Genomic DNA, 24,244 nt, shown 5'->3' with positions numbered 1-24,244 from the left:
TAAATACTAAAAACCTACCCTTACAAGATTATAAGGATAGGAAGAAAAATTGTGTTTTGTATTCACTTATCTTGATCTATCTATAAGAGAGATAGATTTAATGTGATTTATTCCGAAAATTCAGCGTCTATCACATCATCTCCAGTGTTGCCACTATTGGGAGGAGTTGCCCCAGTTGTATCAGCACCCGGAGTAGCACCGCCAGACTGTTGATAAATATTACTACCGATCGTGTATAAAGTCTGTTGTAATTCAGGCATGAGAGTTTTAATTTTCTCATCATCATCTTGAGCTACAGCATCTTTAAGATCTTTAATTAATCCTTCTGCTTTGGCTTTGTCATCTCCAGAAACTTTATCACCCAACTCAGCCAGTTGTTTTTCTGCCTGATTAACTAAAGAATCCGCTTGATTTTTACGCTCCACTTGATCACGTCTTTCTTTATCGGCAGCCGCATTCACTTCTGCTTCTTTTACCATACGATCGACTTCATCTGTCGGTAATGTGGAAGCTCCAGTAATACTGATAGATTGTTCTTTACCAGTACCTTTGTCCTTAGCGGTTACATTTAAGATACCGTTAGCGTCAATATCAAAAATGACTTCAATTTGAGGTACGCCCCGTTGTGCAGGAGGAATACCATCTAAACGAAAAGTTCCTAAACTCTTATTATCTTTAGAAAACTCTCTTTCACCCTGTAAAACATGAATTTCTACGTTGCTTTGTCCATCAACAGCAGTAGAGAAGGTTTCGGATTTTTTGGTGGGAATAGTTGTGTTTCTGGGGATAATTTTAGTCATTACACCGCCGAGAGTTTCCACACCTAAAGATAGAGGAGTTACATCCAATAAGAGAATATCTTTGACTTCTCCTGCTAAAACACCACCTTGAATAGCAGCTCCCACAGCTACAACTTCATCAGGGTTAACAGTTTGATTAGGCTCTTTTCCGAGAACTTTTTTAACGACTTCTTTAACGGCTGGAATCCGAGTTGAACCACCAACTAATACAACTTCATCAATATCACTGGCACTGAGTTTAGAATCTTTGAGTGCATTTTGTACAGGAATAGCACAACGATCAATCAAATCCGAGCATAAAGACTCAAATTTAGCTCTAGTTAAAGTTAATTCTAAATGTTTAGGCCCTTCTTGAGTAGCAGTGATAAAAGGTAAATTAATTTCTGCTTGAGACACGCTAGAAAGTTCAATTTTAGCTTTTTCGGCAGCCTCTGTCAGACGTTGTAAAGCCTGTTTATCTTTGCGTAAATCAATACCTTCTTTACCTTTAAAGTCTTCCGCTAAAAAGTCAACAATTTTTTTATCGAAATCATCACCACCTAAATGAGTATCTCCAGAGGTAGCGAGAACTTCAAATACACCGTCTCCTACTTCTAAAACAGATACGTCAAAAGTACCACCACCTAAGTCGAATACTAAGATTGTTTCGTTACTTTTTCTATCTAAGCCATAGGCTAAAGATGCGGCAGTAGGTTCGTTAATAATACGTTTTACTTCAATACCTGCAATTTTTCCAGCGTCTTTAGTGGCTTGACGTTGAGAATCGTTAAAATAAGCAGGTACGGTAATTACAGCTTCAGTAACGGTTTCCCCTAAATATTTACTAGCATCTTCCACTAATTTTCGTAAAACTTGGGCAGAAATTTCTTCTGGAGAGAATTGTTTACCTTGCGAGGGACAATCCAACTTCACGTTTCCACCAACATTTAAGACTTTATAAGATACTTCCGTCGTTTCGTTGGTAACTTCTTCATGTTTTCTACCAATAAAACGTTTAACGGAATAGAAGGTGTTTTCAGGATTCATTACCCCTTGACGTTTGGCAATTTGTCCCACAAGGCGATCGCCATTTTTGGCATACGCTACGACAGAAGGTGTTGTTCTAAAACCCTCAGCATTAGCAATAACAACGGGTTTACCGCCTTCCATTACTGCTACACAAGAGTTTGTAGTTCCTAAATCTATACCTACAACTTTTCCCATATATAATTACTTCCTTTTATTTACTATATGTACTTTTATATAAATCACACGATCGAGATTGATAATGAATAATTTAGAGTACATAAACTATCAATTATCAAATATTAATTTTCTATCTCTATATTGAGGGAAAGTGATGGGTTTCTGGTAGTGTAGTTTTCCGTACCTTTTATTCTGCATAACGTCAGTTAATTATTGAATATTATTCCATTCATTTGTAGCATCCGTAACGGCTTGTTCAACGGTTTTCTCTTTCACCATAGCACTTTGGATATTTTCATGAATAATTTTTTTCAATTCATTAATATTTTTGACAGGAGGAATTAATACTTCTGCATCTTCTAATTGTACCGCACTAATTCTTCTGGCTTCTGTGACAATATCTTGGTTGGCATCTTTCTCTAAGTTACTAATATACTGCTCGATCGCATCATTATGAGAGGGTAAAACATTGGCTTCTTGAGCAAATTTCAACTGATTATCACCATTAGTAACAAACAAAGCATAGTTAACTGCTTCGTCTAATTTTTGGGTATCTTTAGGGATAACTAAATTCATTACCGAAACATTTTTCTTTTTCGTCTCTCCCGTAATTTGAGGTGCGACACCCGATTTCTCGTAAATACTGGGTGCGTTATTGGCAATAGTTTTCAGAAATTCTGCTCCTGTACCTATTAAAGCTAGTTCCCCAGCCTGATATAATTCGATCGCATGACGATGACCTTGAGTCATAATTTCTGGTGGTAATAATCCTTTTTGGTATAAATCTGTCCAATACTGAAAAACTGCAATGCCTTCAGGAGTATTAAAAGCGGCTTTACCTTGCTCATCTAATAAATTTGCACCCATTTTAACAAAAGATTGCAATATCTCATTAGAATCATTGGTTACTAATGGTACAAAAAAAGCATATTTCCCTGTGGCGTTTTTTATTTTCTCTGCGGCGATGGCTAAATCTTCATAAGTAGTAGGAGTTTCGCTAATTCCAGCTTTGTTAAATAATTCTTTGTTATAAACAGTAACTGTGGTTGTTAAATACCAAGGAATGCCAAAAGTTGTCGTATTACACTGATTTTCACCTTCACAAAGTTCAATTTTATTCGCATCCCAAATTTTTGACAGATATTGACTTTTGACTTCCGGAGAGATTTTTTCATCTAAATTTAACCATGCGTTGCGACTAGCTAATTGAGAGGCAAAATCGGGGTTAAGATTAACTACATCGGGAGCATTTTGAGCTGACACTGCCGTTAAAATTTTACTTTCCATCGCATTCCAAGGTACATCCACCCAAAGCACTTTACTCTCAGAATTATCTGTTTCAAACTTTTGATTTAATTCAGTAAAATAAGGGGTAAATTGTGGTTGTAGCTGCATTGTCCAAAACTCGATTTCTCCTTTTCCACTGTTTTGGGCAGAAGTACAGCTAACCAAAAAAGTTATTAACAAACCAGAAATAAACCAACTGATATAAGTTAATAAGTTGTATTTCCGTTTATTCCATGACCAAAAAAACATTTATCATTACCCCAAATAATAGTGAACTAATTAACCAAGTGCTATAAGGTTTTCGATCGAAAAAATTACTAAACAATAATTATACTTTTGATCTCACACTTATGGTTGAGTACCAAGATGATTTCTCATAAGAAAATATCACACTTAATCCAATTCTTTCTATATAAATCTCTAAGACTCAGATCTCATATCAGTACAATAATACCAACAAAACAAAACAGGAAAAATCAATTCTTGTCACTTTTCCCTATTCCCTCTCTTTATCGATAATTTTAGACTTCACTGAGGTTCAATTCTAAATTATGGTCTTATTTATTAGATAATGAATAGTAGTTAAAAAAATATTTTAATAGACTACTTATATAATGAAATTAGCAGAAGTTTTATATTTAGAAATCTCTAACCCCAATCCGCAAATAATTTGTGATTGGTTACAAAATATTTGGCAACCATCTCAAGGAAAAAAAATTAATACCCCTGACGGCATTCGTTTAGAATTGGCAGACAATCATGAGTTATCAATTTTTACATGGACATTGCAACGTACCACTTATTTAAAAATGTTTCGTTGGGGAGAAAAACAAGTCATTGCAGAAAATAAAATAAAACAAGAATTAGAAACGGCTATTAAACAAAAATTTCCTCCTCATTATCCTGCTTTACCCATCATAGATTTGAATAATCGATCAATTTTTTCTGCTTTAGAATCTTATTATCCTAATACAGTTAAATTTTTCCAAAAAATGCCTCAAGGAGAATATGATTTAACTAGAGTTTATTGGTGGGAAAAAACCTGGAGAGAAAGTGTTAAAAATAAAGTCAAAAGCAATAATCCTAAACAAGTTTTATTCCATGATGAAACGAAAGGAAAAGCTGATTATGATTTAGTTTATATTGGTGGTGCTTTAGGTGCAATTCATGCGGCTTTAATGGCAAAATTAGGTTATAGTGTTTTATTAGTTGAACGACTAAAATTCGGAAGAATGAACCGTGAATGGAATATTTCTCGTCAAGAATTTCAAGTTTTAATTGATTTAGAATTATTTACTAAAAAAGAATTTGAATCGATTATTTCCGCAGAATATCAAGATGGTTTTAGTAAGTTTTTTGATGCTAATAATCCCTCACATTTAAAAGCAGAAGTTTTACATACTCCAAATGTTTTAAATATTGCGATCGATACTAGCAAATTATTAACTTTATGCGGTGAAAAATTAAGAAAATATGGTGCAGAAATTTGGGAAGAAACAGAATTTAATCGAGCAACTATCGGCAAAGATTTAGTAACGATTAATACCACCCATTTAATCACAGGAGAAAATAAAGAAATCACTGCTAGACTGTTAATTGATGCCATGGGCACAGCTTCCCCTATCGCTTGGCAATTATCAGGAAATCAAGCCTTTGATAGTGTTTGCCCTACTGTTGGTGCGGTGGTAGAAGGTTTGAAACCGGAAGTATGGGATATGCGTTATGGAGATGTATTATTTTCTCACGGGGATATATCCAGAGGAAGGCAGTTGATTTGGGAATTATTTCCCGCAGAGGGTGATGACGTTACTATTTATCTATTTCACTATCATCAAGTTCATGCAGACAATCCCGGATCTTTATTAGAGATGTATGAAGACTTTTTTAGTATTCTACCAGAATATCGCCGTTGTGATATGGATAAATTGGTATGGAAAAAACCGACTTTTGGTTATATACCCGGTAAGTTTACCATCACAAAAGGCGATCGAAAAATAGCAACAGATAGAGTATTAGCTATTGGAGATGCCGCTTCCTTACAATCACCCTTGATATTTACTGGATTTGGTTCATTAGTGCGAAATTTGGGTAAATTAACCAGTTTATTAGACTCTGCTTTAAAGTATAATCTACTAGATGGAGAATCTCTTAATCAAATTCAAGCCTATCAAAGCAACATTGCAGTAACATGGCTATTTTCTAAAGGAATGATGGTGCCGACTCATAAGACTTTACCACCTCAAAGAATTAACTCCATGCTCAATACTTTTTTTGGTTTACTTGCGGATGAACCTAAAACAGCAGATACTTTTATTAAAGATCGCACAGACTGGCTTACTTTTAACCGTTTAGCCTTGAAAGCCGCACGAAAAAATCCACCTCTTTTACTCTGGATTTGGCAAATGGCAGGTACTCAAGATATATTACGATGGTTAGGGGCATATAATGCTTTTACCTTTGATGCTTTGACAAATTTATTATTTAGTAAATGGTTTAATAATTGGTTAGAAAAACAAAATTCATGGTTATCTAAATCTAATCCCAAATTATGGTTTAAACTGTTAGTTTTTAACTCAAATTTACATAAAAAATAGGCTTATTTCAAAAGTCAATTTAAGGTGTGTTAGTAAATCTTAATGCACCCAATCAATTATTTATAGCGATAAAAATTATTAATTTTCAACTATTAATTTCCATGCGTATTTATGGCAACAGAGAAATCAAAACTTTATCAGGAAAAGATACTCGCCCAACAACATCGAAAGTAAGAGAGGCTTTATTTAATATCTGGAGAGACGAAATAGAGTCTGCTTCTTGGTTAGATTTATGTGCAGGAAATGGTACGATGGGGGCTGAAGCTCTTTGTCGAGGTGTATTAGAGGCTGTTGCGATCGAAAAATCCTCCATAGCTTGTCAAATTATCAGGGAAAATTGGCAAAAAGTAGCAACAAAAGACCAAAAATTTAAAGTATTAAGAGGGGATATTTTAGAGAGATTAAAAAGTTTAAAAGGAGAGAAATTTGATCTCATTTATTTTGATCCTCCTTACCATTGTGACTTTTATGATCGAGTCTTAGATATTATTACTGATTATCAACTTTTACAAGGACAAATAGCCGTTGAATATGATCCTAGAAAATCAAAAATTAAGGATCAACAAAAATTACAATTAATTCAAACAAAATTTTACGGTAATATTGCAATTAATTTTTATCAAAATTGAGTATTAAAAATCTTTCAAATAACAACTTTTATTTATAATAAAATAATACGATTACAAAAAAAATTATCGATAAAATCAGTAAAAAAATGGAATTAGAACAGATATTAAAAGCATATACCGAAGGAAAAAGAAACTTTAGTCAAATTAAATTAGTTGAATCAGAAATTATCAAACAAAATTTATCTAATGCTGATTTTTCTGGAGGAGATTTACGTCAATCAAGATTGGGACTTAGCAATTTTACGAATTGTAATTTTATGGAAACAGACTTGAGTGAGACAATACTTTGGGGAACAGATTTAAGTTTTGCTAATTTATCTAACGTTTTGTTAAGAGATGCTGATTTGAGTAGTGCAAAATTAATTTCAGCAAATCTGCAAAAAGCAAATTTAATTAAAGCTATTTTATGTGGTGCAAACTTAACCCATGCTCAATTATCTGACGCCATTATTATAGACGCTGATTTTCGCCCCAATTCAGATCATCGAACAAATCTTTCTCATGCTGTTTTAAATAACGCCAATTTAAGTTATGCTAATCTTTCTCAAGCACTACTATATCAAGCTAATTTAGAAGAAGCAAAGTTATGTCGATCTCATTTGAACACTACAAACAGATATGATAACCTTGCCACTGATTTAACACAAGCTAACTTAAGAGGCGCGGATTTAAGTTATGCCGATTTAACTGGTGCAATATTATTTAAAGCTGATTTACAGGGAGCAGATTTAACAGGTACGATTTTAAAAGATGTAGATTTGCGAGGTGCTATTATGCCTGATGGTACAATTATGGACGATCGAGTATCCAAGTCGTAATTAAGTTATTCACTTCATCATGAGGACAATCACCCACTTTAAGACAAAATTCCGTAGATTACAAAAATATTTCTATGCTGATTTATTCGATCGATCAAATCCTAACAAATCGATCGTCATTCAGTGGTTATTGGGGTTAAATTAATTTTTTTTAACCTGAGTTTTGGTTAAGCAGATTGAGGTAAAAGCCATTCTAAATGGAGACTCGGCTTTTTTGCTTGGTGACAATATGCGATTAATCCACATAATAAGTTGACACAAAAATTTATTGGTGAACGATGACGTGAATGTTCTATTTGTGAGATATTCTTTAATTGGTCGCCGAAGGCGCAGCTTCGCTGACCATTAATTGTTTCTACAATCGAGGGTTTGCGAGATAATAATTTGTCGTGGAGTTTCATTAGTTTGTTTTTCATGTTACGTTTCCCTTTGCCAAAAAACTCGATTCCTTAATTTTTCAACAGTTTGGTCGCTAATTTTTGAGATACATAACCTCGATCAGCAAACACTTTACCCCAAAGTTTTTGGAGAAGATCAATTACTGGTTTTCGGTCATCAACATTTCCCCCAGTGAGACTCATATTGAGAATTTCTCCCAGTTCATTGACAATTAGATGAAGTTTAAAACCAAAAAACCAATCCACAGAGGTTTTTTCTCTAGCCGCTAAATCCTGAAATACCTTATGTCGTGAAATACGTCGATTATGACACACTTGAATCTTCGTAGAATCGATAAAACTAATGCCAGTGCAATCACCAAAACAGTGTTTGAGGTAAACACATAAAGGAATTATGGTTGACGAAACCCACTGAATAAATCTCGAATAGCTAGGAAGGGTTGGAAAAGCACAATGCCAATGTAGTTAGTTTGATATTTTGCTATATTCAGCTTACTATTTGCCTGTTTTCTTATCCAAAACTGAGGTTACAGTTAGGATTACGAAAAATACAAAGTATGTTTTATGAGAGAAATAAATGTTTATATTTTTAATCTTTACCTCCAATAAATCCTCCTCCCGCTTGTGCATCAAAGAAAAAAGCTGAGTTTCTTCGTTATCGAATTGAATTTTAAAAATTATCGTATTTCAGTAATTATGTTCTATTTTTTTTTCTGCACCACTAAGGTTTTTAGGTTTAAATTTTGGCATTAACTTTATTTTGTCCTGAAAATTAATCCCAATCAAAAAGAGGATCTTTTTCTTCTTCCCAATCTCTTTTAAACTCATTTTTTTTACTTTTTTTTACTTTACTTTGAATTTTATTTCTAGGATAGGAATTATTATTATTAAATAAAATGGGAATTATTGAACCTAAAAAAAATCCTCCTGCTAATGCAAAGGTTAATAATACACCGATCGAGATTTTAATTGATTCAAAAAAGAAAAATTTTAAACTAATTAACTCTATATTTTGAATAGAAAATACAGCTATTAAAATAAGCCAAAATCCGACTATCAAACTAATTATAATTTGTTTTGTTCTATCCATTTTCTGATCTGTTTTAATCCCCCTTAATAAGGAGGAAATTTTTTACTTTCAATTATTAATTATTTAGAATATGTCACTTTTAAAGTATTTGGTAATTTTCGATCGCCTGTTAGTACCACACCTCGATCGTTAGCTTCCAAATGACGTAAAATCTTATAAATGGATTCTATATCTTCAGATTTCCCAGTATTTGTAGCAATTTCTGCAATAGATAATGATTTATCAGTATTTTTGAGTAAATTTAATACTTCTGTTTGTAAACTTAAAATTGAAGCGGCAGCTTTTTTTCCTGCTTCTACACCCGGTTGATGATAAGCATTAATATTAACAAGATAAGCATAAATACTTACTGCTCGTTCATAAAGGGCAATTAAAGCACCAACAATACGAGGAGTCACTTCAGAAACAGTTACGGTAATAGAATCTCGGCCGTTATCATATAATGCTTTACGAGTGCCTTGTAATAAACCAGAAAGATAGTCACCGCTAGTAATATCCATTTCCAATTCGAGAGATTTTCCCTCTCTATCCTTTAATACTTCAATAAAAGTAACAAAAAAGTTTGCTATCCCTTCTCGTAATTGTTGCACATAAGCGTGTTGATCTGTAGATCCTTTGTTACCATAAACCGCAATACCCTGATAAACTGTCTTGCCGTCTAAGTCTTTTTCCTTGCCTAAAGATTCCATTACCAACTGTTGTAAATAACGACTAAACAGGAGGAGACTGTCTTTATAAGGCAAAACTACCATGTCTTTTTCACCCTTCCCTTTTCCAGCATAATACCAAGACAAGGCGAGTAAAGCTGAAGGATTTTTTTTCACATTCCTTTCTCTCGTTACTATATCCATTTCTTTGGCACCTTCTAACATCTCATCAATATTGATGCCTTCTAACAAAGCAGGTAATAAACCAACGGCAGATAATTCAGAAGTGCGCCCCCCTACCCAATCAAACATCGGAAAACAAGCTAACCAGTTTTCTTCTTTGACAACGTGATAAAGTTTGCTACTGTCATCCATCATGGTGATAGCGGCGGCATAGCGAGAAAAATCTAATCCTTGTTGTTGATATGCATTTTTTACCTCTAACATACCATTACGGGTTTCTGGTGTGCCGCCAGATTTACTAATTACTAACACAAGGGTGGTTTTTAATTTATTTCCCAATTTGGTTAGAGTTCGATCGATTCCCGTAGGATCGGTGTTGTCAATAAAGTGTATAGTTAAATTAGGGTTAATAGGTGCTAAAGCCTGAGAAACGAATTGAGGGCCTAAAGCTGAACCTCCGATACCTACAGAGAGTAAATCGGTGAATTTTTCTCCTTGAGGAGTTGTTATCGTGCCTGAATGGATTTTTTGAGCAAATTCTTTGATTTCTAATAAACTGTTATTGATTTCTTCCTTAATTTCTTGGGTGGGTGCGATGTCAGGATTTCTTAACCAATAATGCCCTACCATACGGTTTTCATCGGGATTTGCAATGTCACCTTGTTCCAACTTAGCTACAGAATCAAAGGCAAAGGCGAATTTTGGTTGCATAGTAGTATAAAAATCATCGTTAAAACCCATGCGACTTACATCGACATAAATATCTAAGCCTTGATGATAGTAAAGCCAATCTTGATAACGTTGCCAAAGTTGTAAATTATCCATAAAATTAACAGTCATGATATATTCTCATTTTCTCATTATGATCTACATTAGGCAATTTATTGCAACCTTAAATCGATTGTGTAAATCACTTTACTCTTAACAGAAAAAATAAGAATTAATTAATGATCTAATTTTTTAGAGATTCTTCAGTTATTATCAATTTTTGATTCCCGTTAAAATAATAGTTGATTTAAAATTATTATTTAGCCAACAACCTACTTCTATTTGAACATACTTTTCTTGATCAATTTTTTCTACTTTTTCACTAATCCGATACCAATAAGTTTCTTGTTTTATCTTGTTATTTTCTTCTCCCACTGAACCAAAACAGCTATATTCAAAGTCTAACATTCCTCCTAAATCCATATTAGAAATTCCTACTTGAATTTTATCGAAGGGAAAATAAATCCAAGGATGCCAAATGCTCCAACCTTCTTCTTTATTGAGAGTAGGAGATAATTTTTCTATCTTTTCATCCATTGCGAAAACTGGTATATTTAATCCTAAATTAAAACTTAGTAAGCCCATTAAAAGTATATTTTTAATCATAATAATTTTGATTTTTTTGTGAATATATTTATTGAAATAAGTATTAAATTAAATTTATTAACTTTTTGTTGTTACTATTTTAAAACTCTACTTCATTTCTTGTTTTTATGGAAAATAAGTAAATTGTTTCATGAAATTATAATCAAGATATTTTTTCCAGTACCATATTATAGGAGATTCGATCGAGATCTTACCCCAACTTGCCACTGCATTTTTATTTCCCGTACCAATAATGTTTAAATAGTGTTGTTGAGGATAATATAATTTTAGTGGTTGATTTGTCAAAAAGTTACATAGATTTTTATATAAAGGTATTCCTTGTTTTACTGCAAAAACTCCAGCTTTAGGACAAGAATAATTAACTATATTAGCAATATCTCCACTGGCAAAAATATAAGGATAATTAACACTTTGAAGACTATTATTTACTAAAATAAAACCATCTTTATCAGTTTCGATCGAAGTATTTTGTAACCATAATGGAGCAGAGGGTTGGGTTACTAAAAATATATAGTCTGAGAAAATTTTGATATTAGAATCTAAAATTATGTCTTGATTTTCTACTGATGTAACTACAGTATTAAGATAAAGGTTAATATTTCTATTGTCAAGATTTTTTGTTAATTTATTACTAACAGATATAGGATGATTTTCTACAATTCGATCGCCTTTGTGAAGTAAATTAATATTAATTTTTTGTAAAGATAAAATAGAATTTAATTTTTGATGAATATTTAAAGCTAATTCTACTCCACCAGCTCCTCCTCCAATGATACTTATACTTATTTTATTATCAGGATTACTCTGTGCTAAATTAACAATTTCTGCCCATTTTGTTAGAAATAAAGGTACAGGTTTAATTGGAATAGTATATAAATTAGCCCCTTCAATTTGACTATTTTTAGGAATGCTACCAATATCTAAAGATATAATATCAAAACTAAATTTTTGACCAGATTTACAACTAACTATCTTTTTATCAGCATCGATATTAATTACCTCATCTATAACTAATTCTATCCCCGCTATTTCTGCTAATTTTACTAAATTAATATGACTTTCTTCATAATTATAACATCCTGCAATATATCCGGGTAACATTCCCGAATAAGGAGTATTTTGAGCATTACTAATTAACGTTAATTTTACTCCTGATACTTTCTTTTTACTCCATAATTTAAGCACGATCGCATTACTATGACCACCACCTACTAACACTAAATTAACCATAAAATAAACTAAAAATCATATTTTTTTGTTATGATATAAAATGTTATAAAACCTGATAAAATAGTCTATTTATTTTTGAAAATACCTTTATTTTGGCAAATTAAAATCATAGTCTCGATCGGTATAGTAGCCGTGTCTTCTGCTGCCATTTTTGTAAGATTATGTCAACAAGAAATCGAATTTGTTACCATCGATTTTAGCTTATTTATCGCCGCTAGTCGATTAATTATTAGTACTATAATTTTAATCCCCACTTATAAAAATTTTACAAAAATCGAAAATAACAATAAAGGAATTTATTATAGTATTGGTGCTGGAATATGTCTTGCTTTTCACTTTGCAACATGGATAACATCCTTATCTTTAACATCTGTTGCGGCTTCCGTCAGTCTTGTTACCACAAATCCTCTATGGGTAGCATTACTATCTTGGTGGTGTTGGGGCAAAAAAATTCAACAAAAAACTATCATTGGCATAAGTATTGCGATTACTGGTAGTGTTTTAATTGCCTTTACCAGTGGTAATGATAATATAGGCGAAAATCCTTTCTGGGGTGCAATTTTAGCCTTAATGGGAAGTTGGTTTGCCAGTGGTTATTTATTGTTAGGTACATCAGCACAACAAAAAGGTTTAACCATCACTCAATATGTCGGAATTGCCTATTTAACCGCCGCATTATGTTTATTTCCTTTACCGTTGATTTTTGGGGGGAGTTATACAGGTTATCCCCTGTCTATTTATGGCTATCTAATTTTAATGGCAATTATTGCCCAAATAATAGGGCATACTAGCTTAAACTGGTCTTTAAAACATCTTTCTCCTACTACTGTCTCATTAATTATTTTGCTTGAACCACTTATTTCTAGTATTTTAGCTTGGTGGCTTTTTCGAGAAATACCTCCTCCAATCGTTATTTGTGGTGCATTTTTATTATTAATTGGTGTTGGTATCTCTGAATTATCATCAAAGCAATAATCGAAATTCTGAAAAACTTTAAGGGTTGTCACTCCATTTATTATATTAATTAATTATTTTATTACTACATAAATTAGTCTATTTAGTATTGCGATCGTACATGATTTGTAATTTTTAAAATAATAATTAATAATTATGAAAGTGTATTTATTTCTAATTTATATATTTTTACTTAACAAAATTTTAAAATAGAGATAAGATTGCTATATCTATTATATAGTCTTAGAATGTATATTTTTATTAATAAAGATAAAGTTTAAATAATTTTATTATTAATTAGTTTATATTTGGGAAAAATTAAGTCTAATTAGTATATAATTTCCATCAAAGACTTTTAATTTTTTATATTTAGTTAATAACCAATATATTTAATATTTTGAGAGTTTAAACGGTTATTATTAGGAGAAAAACTCATGCTGATCAATGATGTATTGAGAAGATATAAAGACGGCGATCGAGATTTTCGAGAGATAAATCTTAGTAAAAGTAACTTAAGTGGAATGAAATTAAGTTACTCAAATTTGTCCCGTTCTAAATTAGTTGAAGCACATTTAGCATGGTCAGATTTAGAGCGTTGTTTTCTCCTAGAATCGGATTTAAGAGGAGCATTTTTATATGGAGCAAATTTAAGTTTTGTAAAGTTAAAAGAAGCATTATTAATAGAAGCAGATTTGACGAAAGCAGATTTACATGGAGCCCAGTTACATAAAGTAGATTTGCAAGGTGCAACTTTGAGTGGTGCAGTATTAACTTGGGTTAATCTCTACATGGCTAATTTACCCGGAGTAAATCTTTGTGGAGCTAATTTAGATGGTATCAACTTAAGAGGTGCAAATTTACAGGGTGCGAATTTAAACTGGACAAACTTAAACCATGCCAGATTGAGTGGTGCAAATTTACGAGGTGCAACTTTATACGGTATAAAACTAAAAGGTGCATTTTTAAATGGTTTAGATTTACATGGTTTGAACTTTAGTGGCATGGATTTAACAGAAACAAAGATGAGTGGTGCGAAATTATATGATACGAATTTTGCGGGAAGTAATTTAGATCATGCAATGTTACGTCGTAGTGTCTTAGATAAAGCTAATTTAAACAATGTCAATTTATACCAAGGGCAGATGAGAGGCGCTCATATTGTTAAGGCTAACTTGATGAAAAGTAACTTAAGTGAGACGGATTTAAGAGCCGCAGATTTAAGTTTTGCTAATCTCAATATGGCTAATCTAACAGGAGCAGATTTGACAGATGCTAACTTACAAGGGGCTTACTTATGGGGAGCTTGTCTTAATGGTGCAATTTTAAAAAACACGAATTTAACAGGTGCGAGTCTCAGAGAGGCAGATTTATCGGGGGTAGATTTGTCTGAGGTTATTTTAGATGGGGTAACAATGCCCGATGGCAAAATTTGTCTTTAGGTTTTAAATTACTAATTGATAATTGATCCATTCACGGTTTAAAACCTTCCTTTTTTAAGGGGAAAAAAATAAGAGTTTGACCTTTGACAATTCAATTATCTTCCTTCAATTGTACATTGTTCATTGCCCATTGTTGAAACCTTGCCAGAGTTTGGAGATAGGAGTTGTCAAATCATTAACACCAGGATTCTTCTCTTGATGGATTTTTGAGCAACTCACGAATATTAGCTTCCATAATTCTATAACCTACATTGCCGTTTAATCGTTGTCGTCCTTCATTAAAAATGAGAGTAGGGCTAACTGTAACTATATGCTCTTTTACTAAATCAAAATTCTTCGATAATTGAGCATATGCTTCACCACTGTCAATTTGAGCTTGAATAGATGCGATCGAAAGTCCTAGTTCTTCTGCTATTTGGAATTGTACTTGACGATCGGAAATATTTGCTAATTTGGTAAAAAATGCATCTCGAAATGCCCAGATTGCTTTTTCAAATACTTGTTGTGATGGATTTACTAAACCTTTTGTTTCTAGTAATTGAATTGCCCTAAGAAATAAATGACAAGATGTAGAAGAAACAGGAGTAAATTTAGTCCAAATATCAGGATGTACAGAAATATGATTGAATTTTTTAGCTACTTCTTGAACATGATTACTGTATCCTTCCAATCCTCCTTTATCTCGCCATCGATTTTCTAAATTTTCCTTAGCAAAACCAAAGATAGGAACAAAATGGGATTCAATCACAATCTGATCTTCAAAGGTTGTTTTTAACTCATTAAGACGAATCTGGGCAATATAAGCCCAAATACAGAGAACATCAGAAAAATAAAAAATACGGATAGGTGTCATTTTATTTCAATAATTTATTGACAATGAATAATTAAAGTAAAATCAATTTCAGTTACATTAATTAATGTAAATAAGAAAAACTTATAACTTTATTACTTATTATCTTCTTTTTTCTACACCTAATACCTAAATCAGATAATTTTTTAAGGTGACATTTTTCCCAATCTAGGTTTCTGAGGGAGTTTGTGAATTTATTAAAGGAGAAAAATAAGCAACTAAAGCCCCTAAAACAAAACCCATAACATTGCGGAATAAAGGCAACCATTCAGAAGTACGAGTTACCACAGGTCCCATTCCAAAGGCAAAAAACAGAATCCCCCACAAAGGAGAAATAATTAATACCCACTGCCACGCAAAAACTTGTCCGGGTTTACGAGGTAATGCCGCTAAACCAAAAATAATCCCACCTACTACGGATGTAATTAAAGTTAATATCCATTGTTCTTGAGGTAATCCGGGTACAACTAAACAACCACCATCGGCTAAACAACCCTTAACGGTGGTTAGTGCTTCTACGATCGAGTTATTTTCACCATTGTCTCTTACATAATACATATTACCAAATCTAGTTTGTAGCTCAATCCAAAAAGTTCGGGGTAATAAATCATAAACATCATCACCAACACTAAAAGCAAGTAAGTTGCCTCCTCTTCCATCAGCTACTAAGAGAATACTTTGATCATCTAAATCCCAAAACTTAATCACAGCCCTTCCGGGAGATCGATCGTACTGAGTTAAAACCCGTAATTTCCAGCCGGTTTGTTGTTCAAAATTTTCGATTTGCTCAATTAAAGATTGTTCTTGTAAATCTGGTAAATAGTTGGCTAAATCAACCACTGGAGTCACTTCTGCCGGTAATAGTTCAGGATTATTAACCGCATGGGCTGGAGTCGAAGGAGTAAATAACCATGTGGAAATAGAGATTAAACCGACAATGAAGACGGTGACAACTTTACTTACTAAAGGGTTTTTTTTCATAATTTGGTGATAATACTTTTTAAAATAACGTTTTTTTAATGTTTGTTACAAATGTTAACCATTATTTTAACTAAAATGATCCCAATCCGATCGTAGCGGTGACTGAAAATTAGACATGATTAAGATAAACGGTGATATTAATTTATCTTTTAAATTTTGCCTTTTGCTTTGTGCGATAAAATATGGAGAGTAAGTTTATTTTCGGGGATATTTTCTAGTACATTAAGGGCAGAAAAATAAAATTTAGTAATTTAACTGTCTAAAATGAGTATTATTACGGTAACAACGAAACCTTTTAATGATCAAAAACCGGGTACATCTGGATTACGCAAAGCAGTAACAGTTTTTCAACAACCTCATTATTTAGAAAACTTTATTCAATCTATTTTTAACAGTCTGGAAGATTTAACAGGACAAACTCTTGCGCTTGGGGGAGATGGTCGTTATTATAATCGTCAGGCAATTCAAACTATCCTGAAAATGGCCGCCGCCAATGGTGTTGGTAGGGTATTAGTTGGTTTAAATGGGATTTTATCCACTCCTGCCGCTTCTTGTCTCATTCGTAAAAACCAAGCCTATGGAGGAATTATTCTCTCCGCTTCTCATAATCCGGGGGGTATCAATGGAGATTTTGGGATTAAATATAATATTAGCAATGGTGGCCCCGCTCCAGAAAAGGTAACAGAAGCGATTTTTGCACAAACAAAAACTATTACCCAGTATCAAATATTAGAGTCTGCGGACATCAATTTAGATCATGTGGGATCTTTTAAATTGGGTACGATGGATATAGAAGTTATCGATTCTGTACAACCTTATATCGAGTTAATGGAGTCTTTATTTGACTTTGATTTATTGCATAATCTGCTCTCTAAGGGCGATTTTTCCATGTGTATGGACTCTTTACACGCTGTTACCGGCCCTTATGCAAAAGCTATATTTGAGGATAAGTTGGGGGCAAAAAATGGCACGGTGATTAATGGTGTACCTTTAGAAGATTTTGGGGGAGGTCATCCTGATCCTAATCTAGTATATGCTAAGAGTTTAGTTGATGTTTTGTTTGGAGATAATGCACCAGATTTTGGAGCGGCTTCGGATGGAGATGGCGATCGTAATATGATTTTAGGACGTAATTTCTTCGTCAATCCTAGCGATAGTTTAGCCGTTATCACTGCCAATGCTCATTTAGTGAAGGGATACAAAGAGGGTTTAACAGGTGTAGCTCGATCGATGCCTACCAGTGGTGCAGTCGATCGAGTGGCAGAGAAATTAGGCATTAACTGTTATGAAACTCCCACCGGATGGAAATTTTTTGGCAACCTTTTAGATGCCGATAAAGCAACTATTTGTGGTGAGGAAAGTTTCGGTACCAGTTCTAATCATATCAGAGAAAAAGATGGACTTTGGGCAGTACTTTTTTGGTTAAATATCGTAGCAGTAAGAGGAGAGTCTGTCGAAGATATAGTTCGATCGCACTGGAAAGAATACGGACGTAATTTTTACTCTCGTCATGATTACGAAGAAGTAGCTACCGAAGGCGCTAACGAGTTAGTTAACCATGTGAAAAATCAATTTGAGACATTAAAAGGCAAACAATTTGGTAACTATACCGTTGACTATGTAGATGACTTTAGCTACACTGATCCTGTGGATGATAGTATTACTACAAACCAAGGTACTCGCATCGTTTTCACCGACGGCTCAAGAATTATCTTTCGTCTTTCAGGAACAGGAACAAAAGGTGCTACTTTAAGAGTATATCTCGAAAGCTATGAGCCTGACGTAACAAAACAAGACTTAGATACTCAAGAGGCATTAGGAGAGTTAATCAAAATTGCCCAAGAAATCGCCCAAATTAAGAAATTCACAAATCGAGACATACCAACGGTTATTACCTAGTAACCAAGTAATAAGTACATTTATTTCAATTAACTTTGAGACACTTTTAAAAACTTAAATTAATAGTTATAGTTGTTTAACTTAAGAATGAGACAGTTTACAATTATTTATAGGCTGCTCAAAGTGCTTAATGATAGGTATTGCCCACTTTACAAATTTTATATATTTGTTTCAAAGTAAAGTTAAATAACTATAAGGGAAGATAACAAATAGATTCTATGGAAATCTTCCCATTTTCCCAGATAATTTAGGATTCTCAGATGACGATAAAATCTTGATGTGTCAAAGCCAATCGAGGATTTAAAGTTCCTATCTGCACTTGTGCATTACCACCATTCCCGTCATCATCAAAGAACAAATTGCCAGTATTTCGATCGTAAATTAAACGATTATTGATAGTACTCGCAGTTGCACCTATGAAAAATTGAGTTGAATTTAATGCACCCATGGATAAACCAAAACCACTACTACTGAGTTCGATCGAATCATAAACTACATTAAAATCTGTTATTCTGTCTATTTCTTCTGTGGGAGAGTTAAAACGGAAGAAATCTTGACCACTACCCCCTGTTAAGGTATCATTTCCCATACCACCAACAAGAATATCATTACCACTACCGGCTAAAATGATGTCATTACCATTACCACCGATAAGAGTATCATTGCCACTACCACCATCTAGGGTATCTTGAATACTGTTACCCATAAGAAAATCATTTCCACCGCCACCAATGATAATATTTTGGGCGGACTCTCCTATGAGGGTATCATTTCTACCAGTACCTTTAAGATTATTCAAAGGCACACCCCCAAGGGTAATAATTTCACGGCGGAATTTTTGCAGATTATCTTGTGCTAAATCTTTAGAAATCACCCCGTTGTTATACCAAATAGTGTCGCCATTATCGACTAATAATTCTATCTGGGATGTACTATTAAGATTATTAGGAACAGTGACGATCGACTCAAAACTACCATCAGTCATTAAACCTGTTAAATTGCTCGATCGAATTACGGGGGCATCACTGGGGTTTCCTGTCCATGTGTAAAGACGAAAATCTTTAGGCGCAGTACCCGTTGCACCATCCGCAGGACCTGCTACAATAAGATATTCATTGTTACTATTGCGTTCGATACTACGAATACCACGCCCTCCCAGATCAAGAAAAATGGGTGTGCCAAAGGTTGTCGAGCCAGTACTAGCACCTAAAAGACTGGTAAAGTTAGTAACCGGTACAATTAAGGCTTGATTGCGATTAGTGGTAGGAAGATTGGGCGCACGGAAACTGACGTAAGCGGTAGTATTATCAGGGGCAAAGGTTAAACCCTCGATGTTAAAACCATCTAAAGCTGAAGACTCTGGAATGACACCAGCCGAGGCACTGTTAGCTAAACCTAAGAATCCAGCACCTAAACCATGACCGTTATTATTATCCCATGCAATCATGTCATCTTCAAGGAATTGATAATAACCCTGAAAAGTTAAGGTTGTATTCGCTCCTGTGCCGTTAATTTGAGTAGCAAAAATTCTTTCTCGGTTCGGTCGATCGAGTCCTTCACTATTATTACTATGAGAACCCATCCAGTATATGATATTACCCAATTGAGTAGAGGCTTCAATATCCACCTCACTGTTACCACTTAACCCCAAAGAGGAGGTAAAATCGAAGGCATTAACGGGTAAACCTGAGTTATTTCGATCGAACAAGCGAATAGTTTGATCCTCATCATTGGCAACGAACATATAATCATTATCAATGGCAATGGCACTAGATGCGTCAGAAATGCCCGTTAAAAAGCGAGTAGTGGTAGGATTTAGTGAACTAACAGAAGCACCATAGTTGATGATATAAGTACCGTTATTTGTGCCGTCACTGACGGTTAAGGTAATAGTCGTTAAACCGACACCATTGGGAGTTATTTTTAAATTACGATTAGCACCACTACCTGTTAAGTTTAAATTACTATTCGAGACAACGCTTTGATTACTACTACTTACCGTCACAGTTAAACCCCCAACCGCAGTATCTGGATCATCGATCGTAAAATCGATACCGTAAACAAGGGCTGGATCGGTAGGATCGTTGATTACACCGCTAATTGCTCCCGAACCGCTAATGGGTAGTAAATTCAAGACACCACCATCTAAAAAGTTATTGGTAGTTGCTGTATCTACTTCGATGGTAGGGGCTGGAGGAAGCACGGGAAGATAACCACCGGGGTTGCCTATATCTCCTCCTGTTGAGGCATAGGAACTTTGAGCGTCATTAACAGCAGAAAGCACCCAATTATTTGTTATTGTTTGAGAATCTAAAAATTCCTCAAAAGCCCACGCACTAGCATTTTGAGTGCGCACTGTACCAGTAAAAGTTTGATCTCCGTAGGTAAGTCGATCAATTAAAGTACCGTTATTATCATAGAGATTAATCTCATCATTGCGTCCTAAATTTTGAGTTAAATTACCAATAACTTTAACACTTGCATCTAATCCCCAAGCCGTACGAAAGGTATTAGCATCACTTTCTGTGAGAATTATCGATTCTCCAGCTTGTACAGTACCAAAGCTAGTGAGAGAGAATGAGCCAGAGGTGCGACTATCATCATCAAAACTCCATCCCGTCATGTCAACGGCAATTGTACCCAAGTTAGTAAATTCGATAAATTCACCATTAGCACCACTATAAATAAATTCGGTAATCTGAATATTAGGAGGGGGAGCAAGATTTAAGCCGATGATAACAGGATCATGATCGGAGGTACGAAAAGCATTAGCCTCATAAAGATTATTGCCATTAGGTTTCGCTTCAAAAGATGCCTCTCCTGCACCATCATCAACGGTGTTGTTATAGTCAAATAGCGATATTTCATCAGCGTTAATGTGCCATTCGGCTACCCCTGTTACTTGGGATGTCATTGAACCATTACTTAAGGCATAATCTAAATAGCCTAGTTGCCCGTCAAAGACGTAGCCATAAGTATCATTACCGTTGTAGGATTCAACTAAATCGGTATAACCTGCATTCTTGATCGTTGTAATGGGGGTTTCTCCTTTATAGGCGTTTAAGTCACCAATAATTAAAAAATCATCATCCCCTTGCCCTGTGGGATCAGATGGTATCCATGTATTAACTAAGTAATTAGAGGCTTTGGTACGAGTGTCGTTGAATGCACCTTGTCCATTTCCCTGATCTAAATCTGCACCAGTAGCACCATCCGCACCTTTTGATTTAAGATGATTTACCACTACATTAAAGGCTTCACCAAAGTCATCATTATTGTTGTCAATGACTTCAAAGGTTTGGGCGATCGCAGGGCGGTTTCTTTGTTGTCCAGTGTTGTTGGGATCGGTAAAAGCTGTATTATCAAGAATGGCTACATTGCCTTTAGCTGTCACCACAGATATTTTATAAATAAAAGCAACGGTAATTTGATCCGTGCCAACTAATCCTGTATTGATATAACGATAGACACTTGATCCCAATTGGGCATTAAGTCGATCTACTAATTCCTTAACGGCTGGAGTGGTGGCATCACCGTTATTTTCGATTTCCATTAAACCGATGACATCCGCATCTAAACCAATTAAAGCGGAGATGAGTTTTTCGTTTTGTCTATTAAATTCATCCACACTATCAGCACCCCGGGGCGAACCGTTTCCGCCTACGGTATCAATCGTATTAAAATAATTGAGGACGTTAAAACTAGCAACTTTGATGTTACCCCCCACACTAGGAGGATTAGCAGGGCGAGGATTTTCTGGGGTAAAGGTAATAGGATTGGCTTGAGTAGGGCGCATTCTCCAAGCATCTGTACCTGATTGACCGGCAAAAGACCAATGCAATACACCCGTTAAGTTACTAACGGTGTCACCACCACGAAAATAATTAGTTCCTTGAGTGCCAGTGCTTAAACCGTTGGGTTGAGGATAAAATATTTTACCGACACCATCGCTGAGGGGTGAATTTTGGGTGTTATCATCATCGTCGAGGATAATCCGTTTACGGGCTAAATCATCTAAGAAAGCGTTATATTCCGCACTGGTGGGGGTGTTATCGGTATGGGTGTATTGATAAGGACGACCATCCGCCGTGAGGACGATTTGACCATACCTAGCCATTTCAAAGTATTCTGATACATACATTTTATTGGCATAGGTGATCAGCATTCCTTCATACTGTTCATAAAAGCTATTAACATCACCCACAACGGGGAGATCAATTATCTCAGGGGTTACTAAACTGAGGTTATTACCAGCATTAACCAGAGTGATACCTCCTGCCGTAGTGGCAGTTATTTGAGTCATGTTAAAAAACTCACTGACAGTACCTGTTAACCTAATAATTTGTCCTTCTTGCACGTCTAAAGGTGGAGTGTTTCCCGTAAAGACAAAAATCCCCTCAGAAGTGGCTGAATTGAGATCTCGATCGGCATTTTCTTCTTGAATAAAAAACCCTCGTAATTGATTATTTAACTGAAAGTCAGCAATAACCACCCCTTCGATCGTGACAGTTTGTCCTACTAAAGGGCTATCGCTACCACTACCTTGAACTTCATGAATTTTGGCGATAGCAGAATCATTGTCTGTGATACTGACGTTAATTGGATTAATGGACAGTCCGTTATAACGAGAATCACTACTGGTAACAGAATGTTGAATCGTGCCACTATGATTGCCTTCTACCACTGCATCATCTACTGCCGTCACCGTTACTAATTGTGCAATATTCCAATTTTGAGGAGTAAAAGTTAGTACATTTGAAATTGTAGTTAACTGACTACCACTATTGATATTTATACTTACATTGGAGGTGGGTTGATCAGAAAGAACAATAGTATAACTATCTGTAGCCCCTACCTCTGTGACGTTAGTGCTTCCTCCCGTTTCGTTAATAATTACCTCAGCACTGGGTGCAGGATTACGCAAACCATCAATAAATGTTGTATTTGTACCACCATTAGGCGATCCAGGAGTAGTTGATGCGGAAGCTATACCCGTTGTCCAGTTGGCGATATTTGTTATGTCTGATGAGTTTGAGTTTAAAGCGTAACCTGTATTGTTTGTGCTACTTCCAAAATCCACATTAACTGCATTAAAAAACGTTCCTGTAGCAGTGCCAATATCTACAGCAAAGCCATCAACGGAAATAGTGCTACCCGTATTAGAAGTATCAACCCAAACAATATCATCTCCGGCAATATCTCCACTATTTCCAGAGTTGGCATTAGGAAGAAATGAACCTCCTGCATTAAGGGCAATATTCCAATCGTTATTGGTAGGATCATAGGATGTATCTTGAGTAATTCTTCCCGTGCCACCTACCACAATAATTGTTCCAGCCTTGAAGGTAGTGGCGATCGAACTCATGTTGGTAAATTCATAAGCGGAGAACTTACTAGCTTTAGTACCTGTGGAGTCTCCCACAAAAAAAGTTTCTAATTGAGTGGCGGTTAAGTCTTCGAGCAATAACAACTCGATAAATTCATCGGTGGTTGTGAGATTACCACCACGATAAAATTCATTAATGATGATTTTAGCCATAAAAATTTCTGTAATTATTTATATTCTGTGAACTTTATTGATCAATTTTCTCTAAAAACTACTCTTACCATAAAACTAAAAGTAATTTTAATCATGACAAAAATCTTGAAAGGGTTATTGTTTATTGAGTAAATCCTACCTACCTAAAAATTTTATATAATATTATCTTCTTCTATGACAATGACTCAAGGTTCAGATGTGATTTATGATACGAAAATATTGATTTTTTTTATAAGTAAGTGAGCAAAATTAATTGTATATTTAGGTGATGAGGGAGAATAGGCAATGGACAATAGGGCATTGAGACAATTTTTATTAATATTAAAATCCATAATCTATTTTGCACC

General features: G+C 34.6%; 16 protein-coding genes and 1 pseudogene. 7 read left to right on the top strand and 10 right to left on the bottom strand.

The genetic code is table 11. From position 1 onward, the window contains the following. Window positions 1-107: 107 nt before the first annotated feature. Together dnaK and GM3709_RS10375 are read right to left on the bottom strand one after the other, a co-directional pair. On the bottom strand, window positions 108-2,003 hold the full coding sequence (dnaK, locus tag GM3709_RS10380) for a molecular chaperone DnaK (RefSeq protein WP_066118941.1): 1,896 nt from the start codon (window positions 2,001-2,003) through the stop codon (window positions 108-110). A gap of 192 nt (window positions 2,004-2,195) precedes the next feature. Then, window positions 2,196-3,521, bottom strand: a complete 1,326-nt coding sequence (locus tag GM3709_RS10375) for an ABC transporter substrate-binding protein (protein WP_066118939.1) — start codon at window positions 3,519-3,521, stop codon at window positions 2,196-2,198. 365 nt (window positions 3,522-3,886) lie between these two features. On the opposite strand from GM3709_RS10375, the gene GM3709_RS10370 reads away from it, so the two are divergent. The 4 genes from GM3709_RS10370 (at window position 3,887) to GM3709_RS21660 (ending at window position 7,458) form a co-directional block, all read left to right on the top strand. Beyond that, entirely contained in the window at window positions 3,887-5,866 is a 1,980-nt protein-coding gene (locus tag GM3709_RS10370) for an NAD(P)/FAD-dependent oxidoreductase (RefSeq protein ID WP_066118937.1), read from the top strand. A 77-nt stretch (window positions 5,867-5,943) separates the two neighbouring features. After that, a complete protein-coding gene (gene rsmD / locus GM3709_RS10365; protein WP_255359695.1) occupies window positions 5,944-6,495 on the top strand; it encodes a 16S rRNA (guanine(966)-N(2))-methyltransferase RsmD in 552 nt (183 codons plus the stop codon). A gap of 86 nt (window positions 6,496-6,581) precedes the next feature. After that, on the top strand, window positions 6,582-7,313 hold the full coding sequence (gene hetL, locus GM3709_RS10360; protein ID WP_066118935.1) for a heterocyst differentiation pentapeptide repeat protein HetL: 732 nt from the start codon (window positions 6,582-6,584) through the stop codon (window positions 7,311-7,313). Window positions 7,314-7,332: 19 nt separating this feature from the next. Then, the gene (locus tag GM3709_RS21660) at window positions 7,333-7,458 is read left to right on the top strand and encodes a hypothetical protein (RefSeq protein ID WP_255359654.1); all 126 of its coding nucleotides are present in this window, start codon (window positions 7,333-7,335) and stop codon (window positions 7,456-7,458) included. A gap of 22 nt (window positions 7,459-7,480) precedes the next feature. On the opposite strand, the pseudogene GM3709_RS10355 reads toward GM3709_RS21660, so the two are convergent. The 5 genes and pseudogenes from GM3709_RS10355 to GM3709_RS10335 form a co-directional block, all read right to left on the bottom strand. Next, a pseudogene (locus GM3709_RS10355) lies at window positions 7,481-8,170 on the bottom strand (IS982 family transposase); the annotation flags it as partial. A 313-nt stretch (window positions 8,171-8,483) separates the two neighbouring features. After that, window positions 8,484-8,801, bottom strand: coding sequence for a lipopolysaccharide assembly protein LapA domain-containing protein (locus tag GM3709_RS10350; protein WP_066118933.1), 318 nt, complete (start codon window positions 8,799-8,801; stop codon window positions 8,484-8,486). A 59-nt stretch (window positions 8,802-8,860) separates the two neighbouring features. Beyond that, complete coding sequence (locus tag GM3709_RS10345; protein ID WP_066121870.1) at window positions 8,861-10,456, bottom strand: glucose-6-phosphate isomerase; 1,596 nt, start codon at window positions 10,454-10,456, stop codon at window positions 8,861-8,863. Window positions 10,457-10,612: 156 nt separating this feature from the next. After that, on the bottom strand, window positions 10,613-11,005 hold the full coding sequence (locus GM3709_RS10340) for a hypothetical protein (protein WP_066118931.1): 393 nt from the start codon (window positions 11,003-11,005) through the stop codon (window positions 10,613-10,615). 105 nt (window positions 11,006-11,110) lie between these two features. Continuing rightward, entirely contained in the window at window positions 11,111-12,235 is a 1,125-nt protein-coding gene (locus GM3709_RS10335) for an FAD-dependent oxidoreductase (RefSeq protein ID WP_066118929.1), read from the bottom strand. A gap of 75 nt (window positions 12,236-12,310) precedes the next feature. Between GM3709_RS10335 and GM3709_RS10330 the strand changes: the two genes are divergently transcribed. Next, window positions 12,311-13,210, top strand: coding sequence for a DMT family transporter (locus GM3709_RS10330; protein ID WP_066118927.1), 900 nt, complete (start codon window positions 12,311-12,313; stop codon window positions 13,208-13,210). A 413-nt stretch (window positions 13,211-13,623) separates the two neighbouring features. Beyond that, window positions 13,624-14,628, top strand: coding sequence for a pentapeptide repeat-containing protein (locus tag GM3709_RS10325; protein WP_066118925.1), 1,005 nt, complete (start codon window positions 13,624-13,626; stop codon window positions 14,626-14,628). A gap of 175 nt (window positions 14,629-14,803) precedes the next feature. Here the strand turns inward: GM3709_RS10325 and GM3709_RS10320 are convergent, their stop codons facing one another. Further along, window positions 14,804-15,481 (bottom strand): DsbA family protein, encoded by a 678-nt coding sequence (locus tag GM3709_RS10320; protein WP_066118923.1) that lies wholly within the window; start codon window positions 15,479-15,481, stop codon window positions 14,804-14,806. A 165-nt stretch (window positions 15,482-15,646) separates the two neighbouring features. Continuing rightward, window positions 15,647-16,459: a TPM domain-containing protein gene (locus tag GM3709_RS10315; protein ID WP_066118921.1), complete on the bottom strand. Its 813-nt coding sequence runs from the start codon at window positions 16,457-16,459 to the stop codon at window positions 15,647-15,649. A gap of 264 nt (window positions 16,460-16,723) precedes the next feature. Here GM3709_RS10315 and GM3709_RS10310 point away from each other — a divergent pair, with 264 nt between their 5' ends. Continuing rightward, complete coding sequence (locus GM3709_RS10310) at window positions 16,724-18,358, top strand: alpha-D-glucose phosphate-specific phosphoglucomutase (protein ID WP_066118919.1); 1,635 nt, start codon at window positions 16,724-16,726, stop codon at window positions 18,356-18,358. A gap of 256 nt (window positions 18,359-18,614) precedes the next feature. Here GM3709_RS10310 and GM3709_RS20150 read toward each other — a convergent pair whose 3' ends face one another. Further along, window positions 18,615-23,897 (bottom strand): ExeM/NucH family extracellular endonuclease, encoded by a 5,283-nt coding sequence (locus GM3709_RS20150; RefSeq protein WP_066118917.1) that lies wholly within the window; start codon window positions 23,895-23,897, stop codon window positions 18,615-18,617. Window positions 23,898-24,244 lie beyond the last annotated feature (347 nt).

The sequence above is a fragment of the Geminocystis sp. NIES-3709 genome, assembly GCF_001548115.1.
Lineage (GTDB): Bacteria > Cyanobacteriota > Cyanobacteriia > Cyanobacteriales > Cyanobacteriaceae > Geminocystis.
Note: the sequence above shows the minus strand (reverse complement) of the source record. Positions and strands in the feature narration are given on the sequence as shown.

What these genes read in the sequence shown, in the direction of transcription:
- dnaK (WP_066118941.1), bottom strand. Translation starts at nt 2,003, where the DNA reads ATGGGAAAAGTTGTAGGTATAGATTTAGGAACTACAAACTCTTGTGTA.
- GM3709_RS10375 (WP_066118939.1), bottom strand. Translation starts at nt 3,521, where the DNA reads ATGTTTTTTTGGTCATGGAATAAACGGAAATACAACTTATTAACTTAT.
- GM3709_RS10370 (WP_066118937.1), top strand. Translation starts at nt 3,887, where the DNA reads ATGAAATTAGCAGAAGTTTTATATTTAGAAATCTCTAACCCCAATCCG.
- hetL (WP_066118935.1), top strand. Translation starts at nt 6,582, where the DNA reads ATGGAATTAGAACAGATATTAAAAGCATATACCGAAGGAAAAAGAAAC.
- GM3709_RS21660 (WP_255359654.1), top strand. Translation starts at nt 7,333, where the DNA reads ATGAGGACAATCACCCACTTTAAGACAAAATTCCGTAGATTACAAAAA.
- GM3709_RS10350 (WP_066118933.1), bottom strand. Translation starts at nt 8,801, where the DNA reads ATGGATAGAACAAAACAAATTATAATTAGTTTGATAGTCGGATTTTGG.
- GM3709_RS10345 (WP_066121870.1), bottom strand. Translation starts at nt 10,456, where the DNA reads ATGGATAATTTACAACTTTGGCAACGTTATCAAGATTGGCTTTACTAT.
- GM3709_RS10340 (WP_066118931.1), bottom strand. Translation starts at nt 11,005, where the DNA reads ATGATTAAAAATATACTTTTAATGGGCTTACTAAGTTTTAATTTAGGA.
- GM3709_RS10335 (WP_066118929.1), bottom strand. Translation starts at nt 12,235, where the DNA reads ATGGTTAATTTAGTGTTAGTAGGTGGTGGTCATAGTAATGCGATCGTG.
- GM3709_RS10325 (WP_066118925.1), top strand. Translation starts at nt 13,624, where the DNA reads ATGCTGATCAATGATGTATTGAGAAGATATAAAGACGGCGATCGAGAT.
- GM3709_RS10320 (WP_066118923.1), bottom strand. Translation starts at nt 15,481, where the DNA reads ATGACACCTATCCGTATTTTTTATTTTTCTGATGTTCTCTGTATTTGG.
- GM3709_RS10315 (WP_066118921.1), bottom strand. Translation starts at nt 16,459, where the DNA reads ATGAAAAAAAACCCTTTAGTAAGTAAAGTTGTCACCGTCTTCATTGTC.
- GM3709_RS10310 (WP_066118919.1), top strand. Translation starts at nt 16,724, where the DNA reads ATGAGTATTATTACGGTAACAACGAAACCTTTTAATGATCAAAAACCG.
- GM3709_RS20150 (WP_066118917.1), bottom strand. Translation starts at nt 23,897, where the DNA reads ATGGCTAAAATCATCATTAATGAATTTTATCGTGGTGGTAATCTCACA.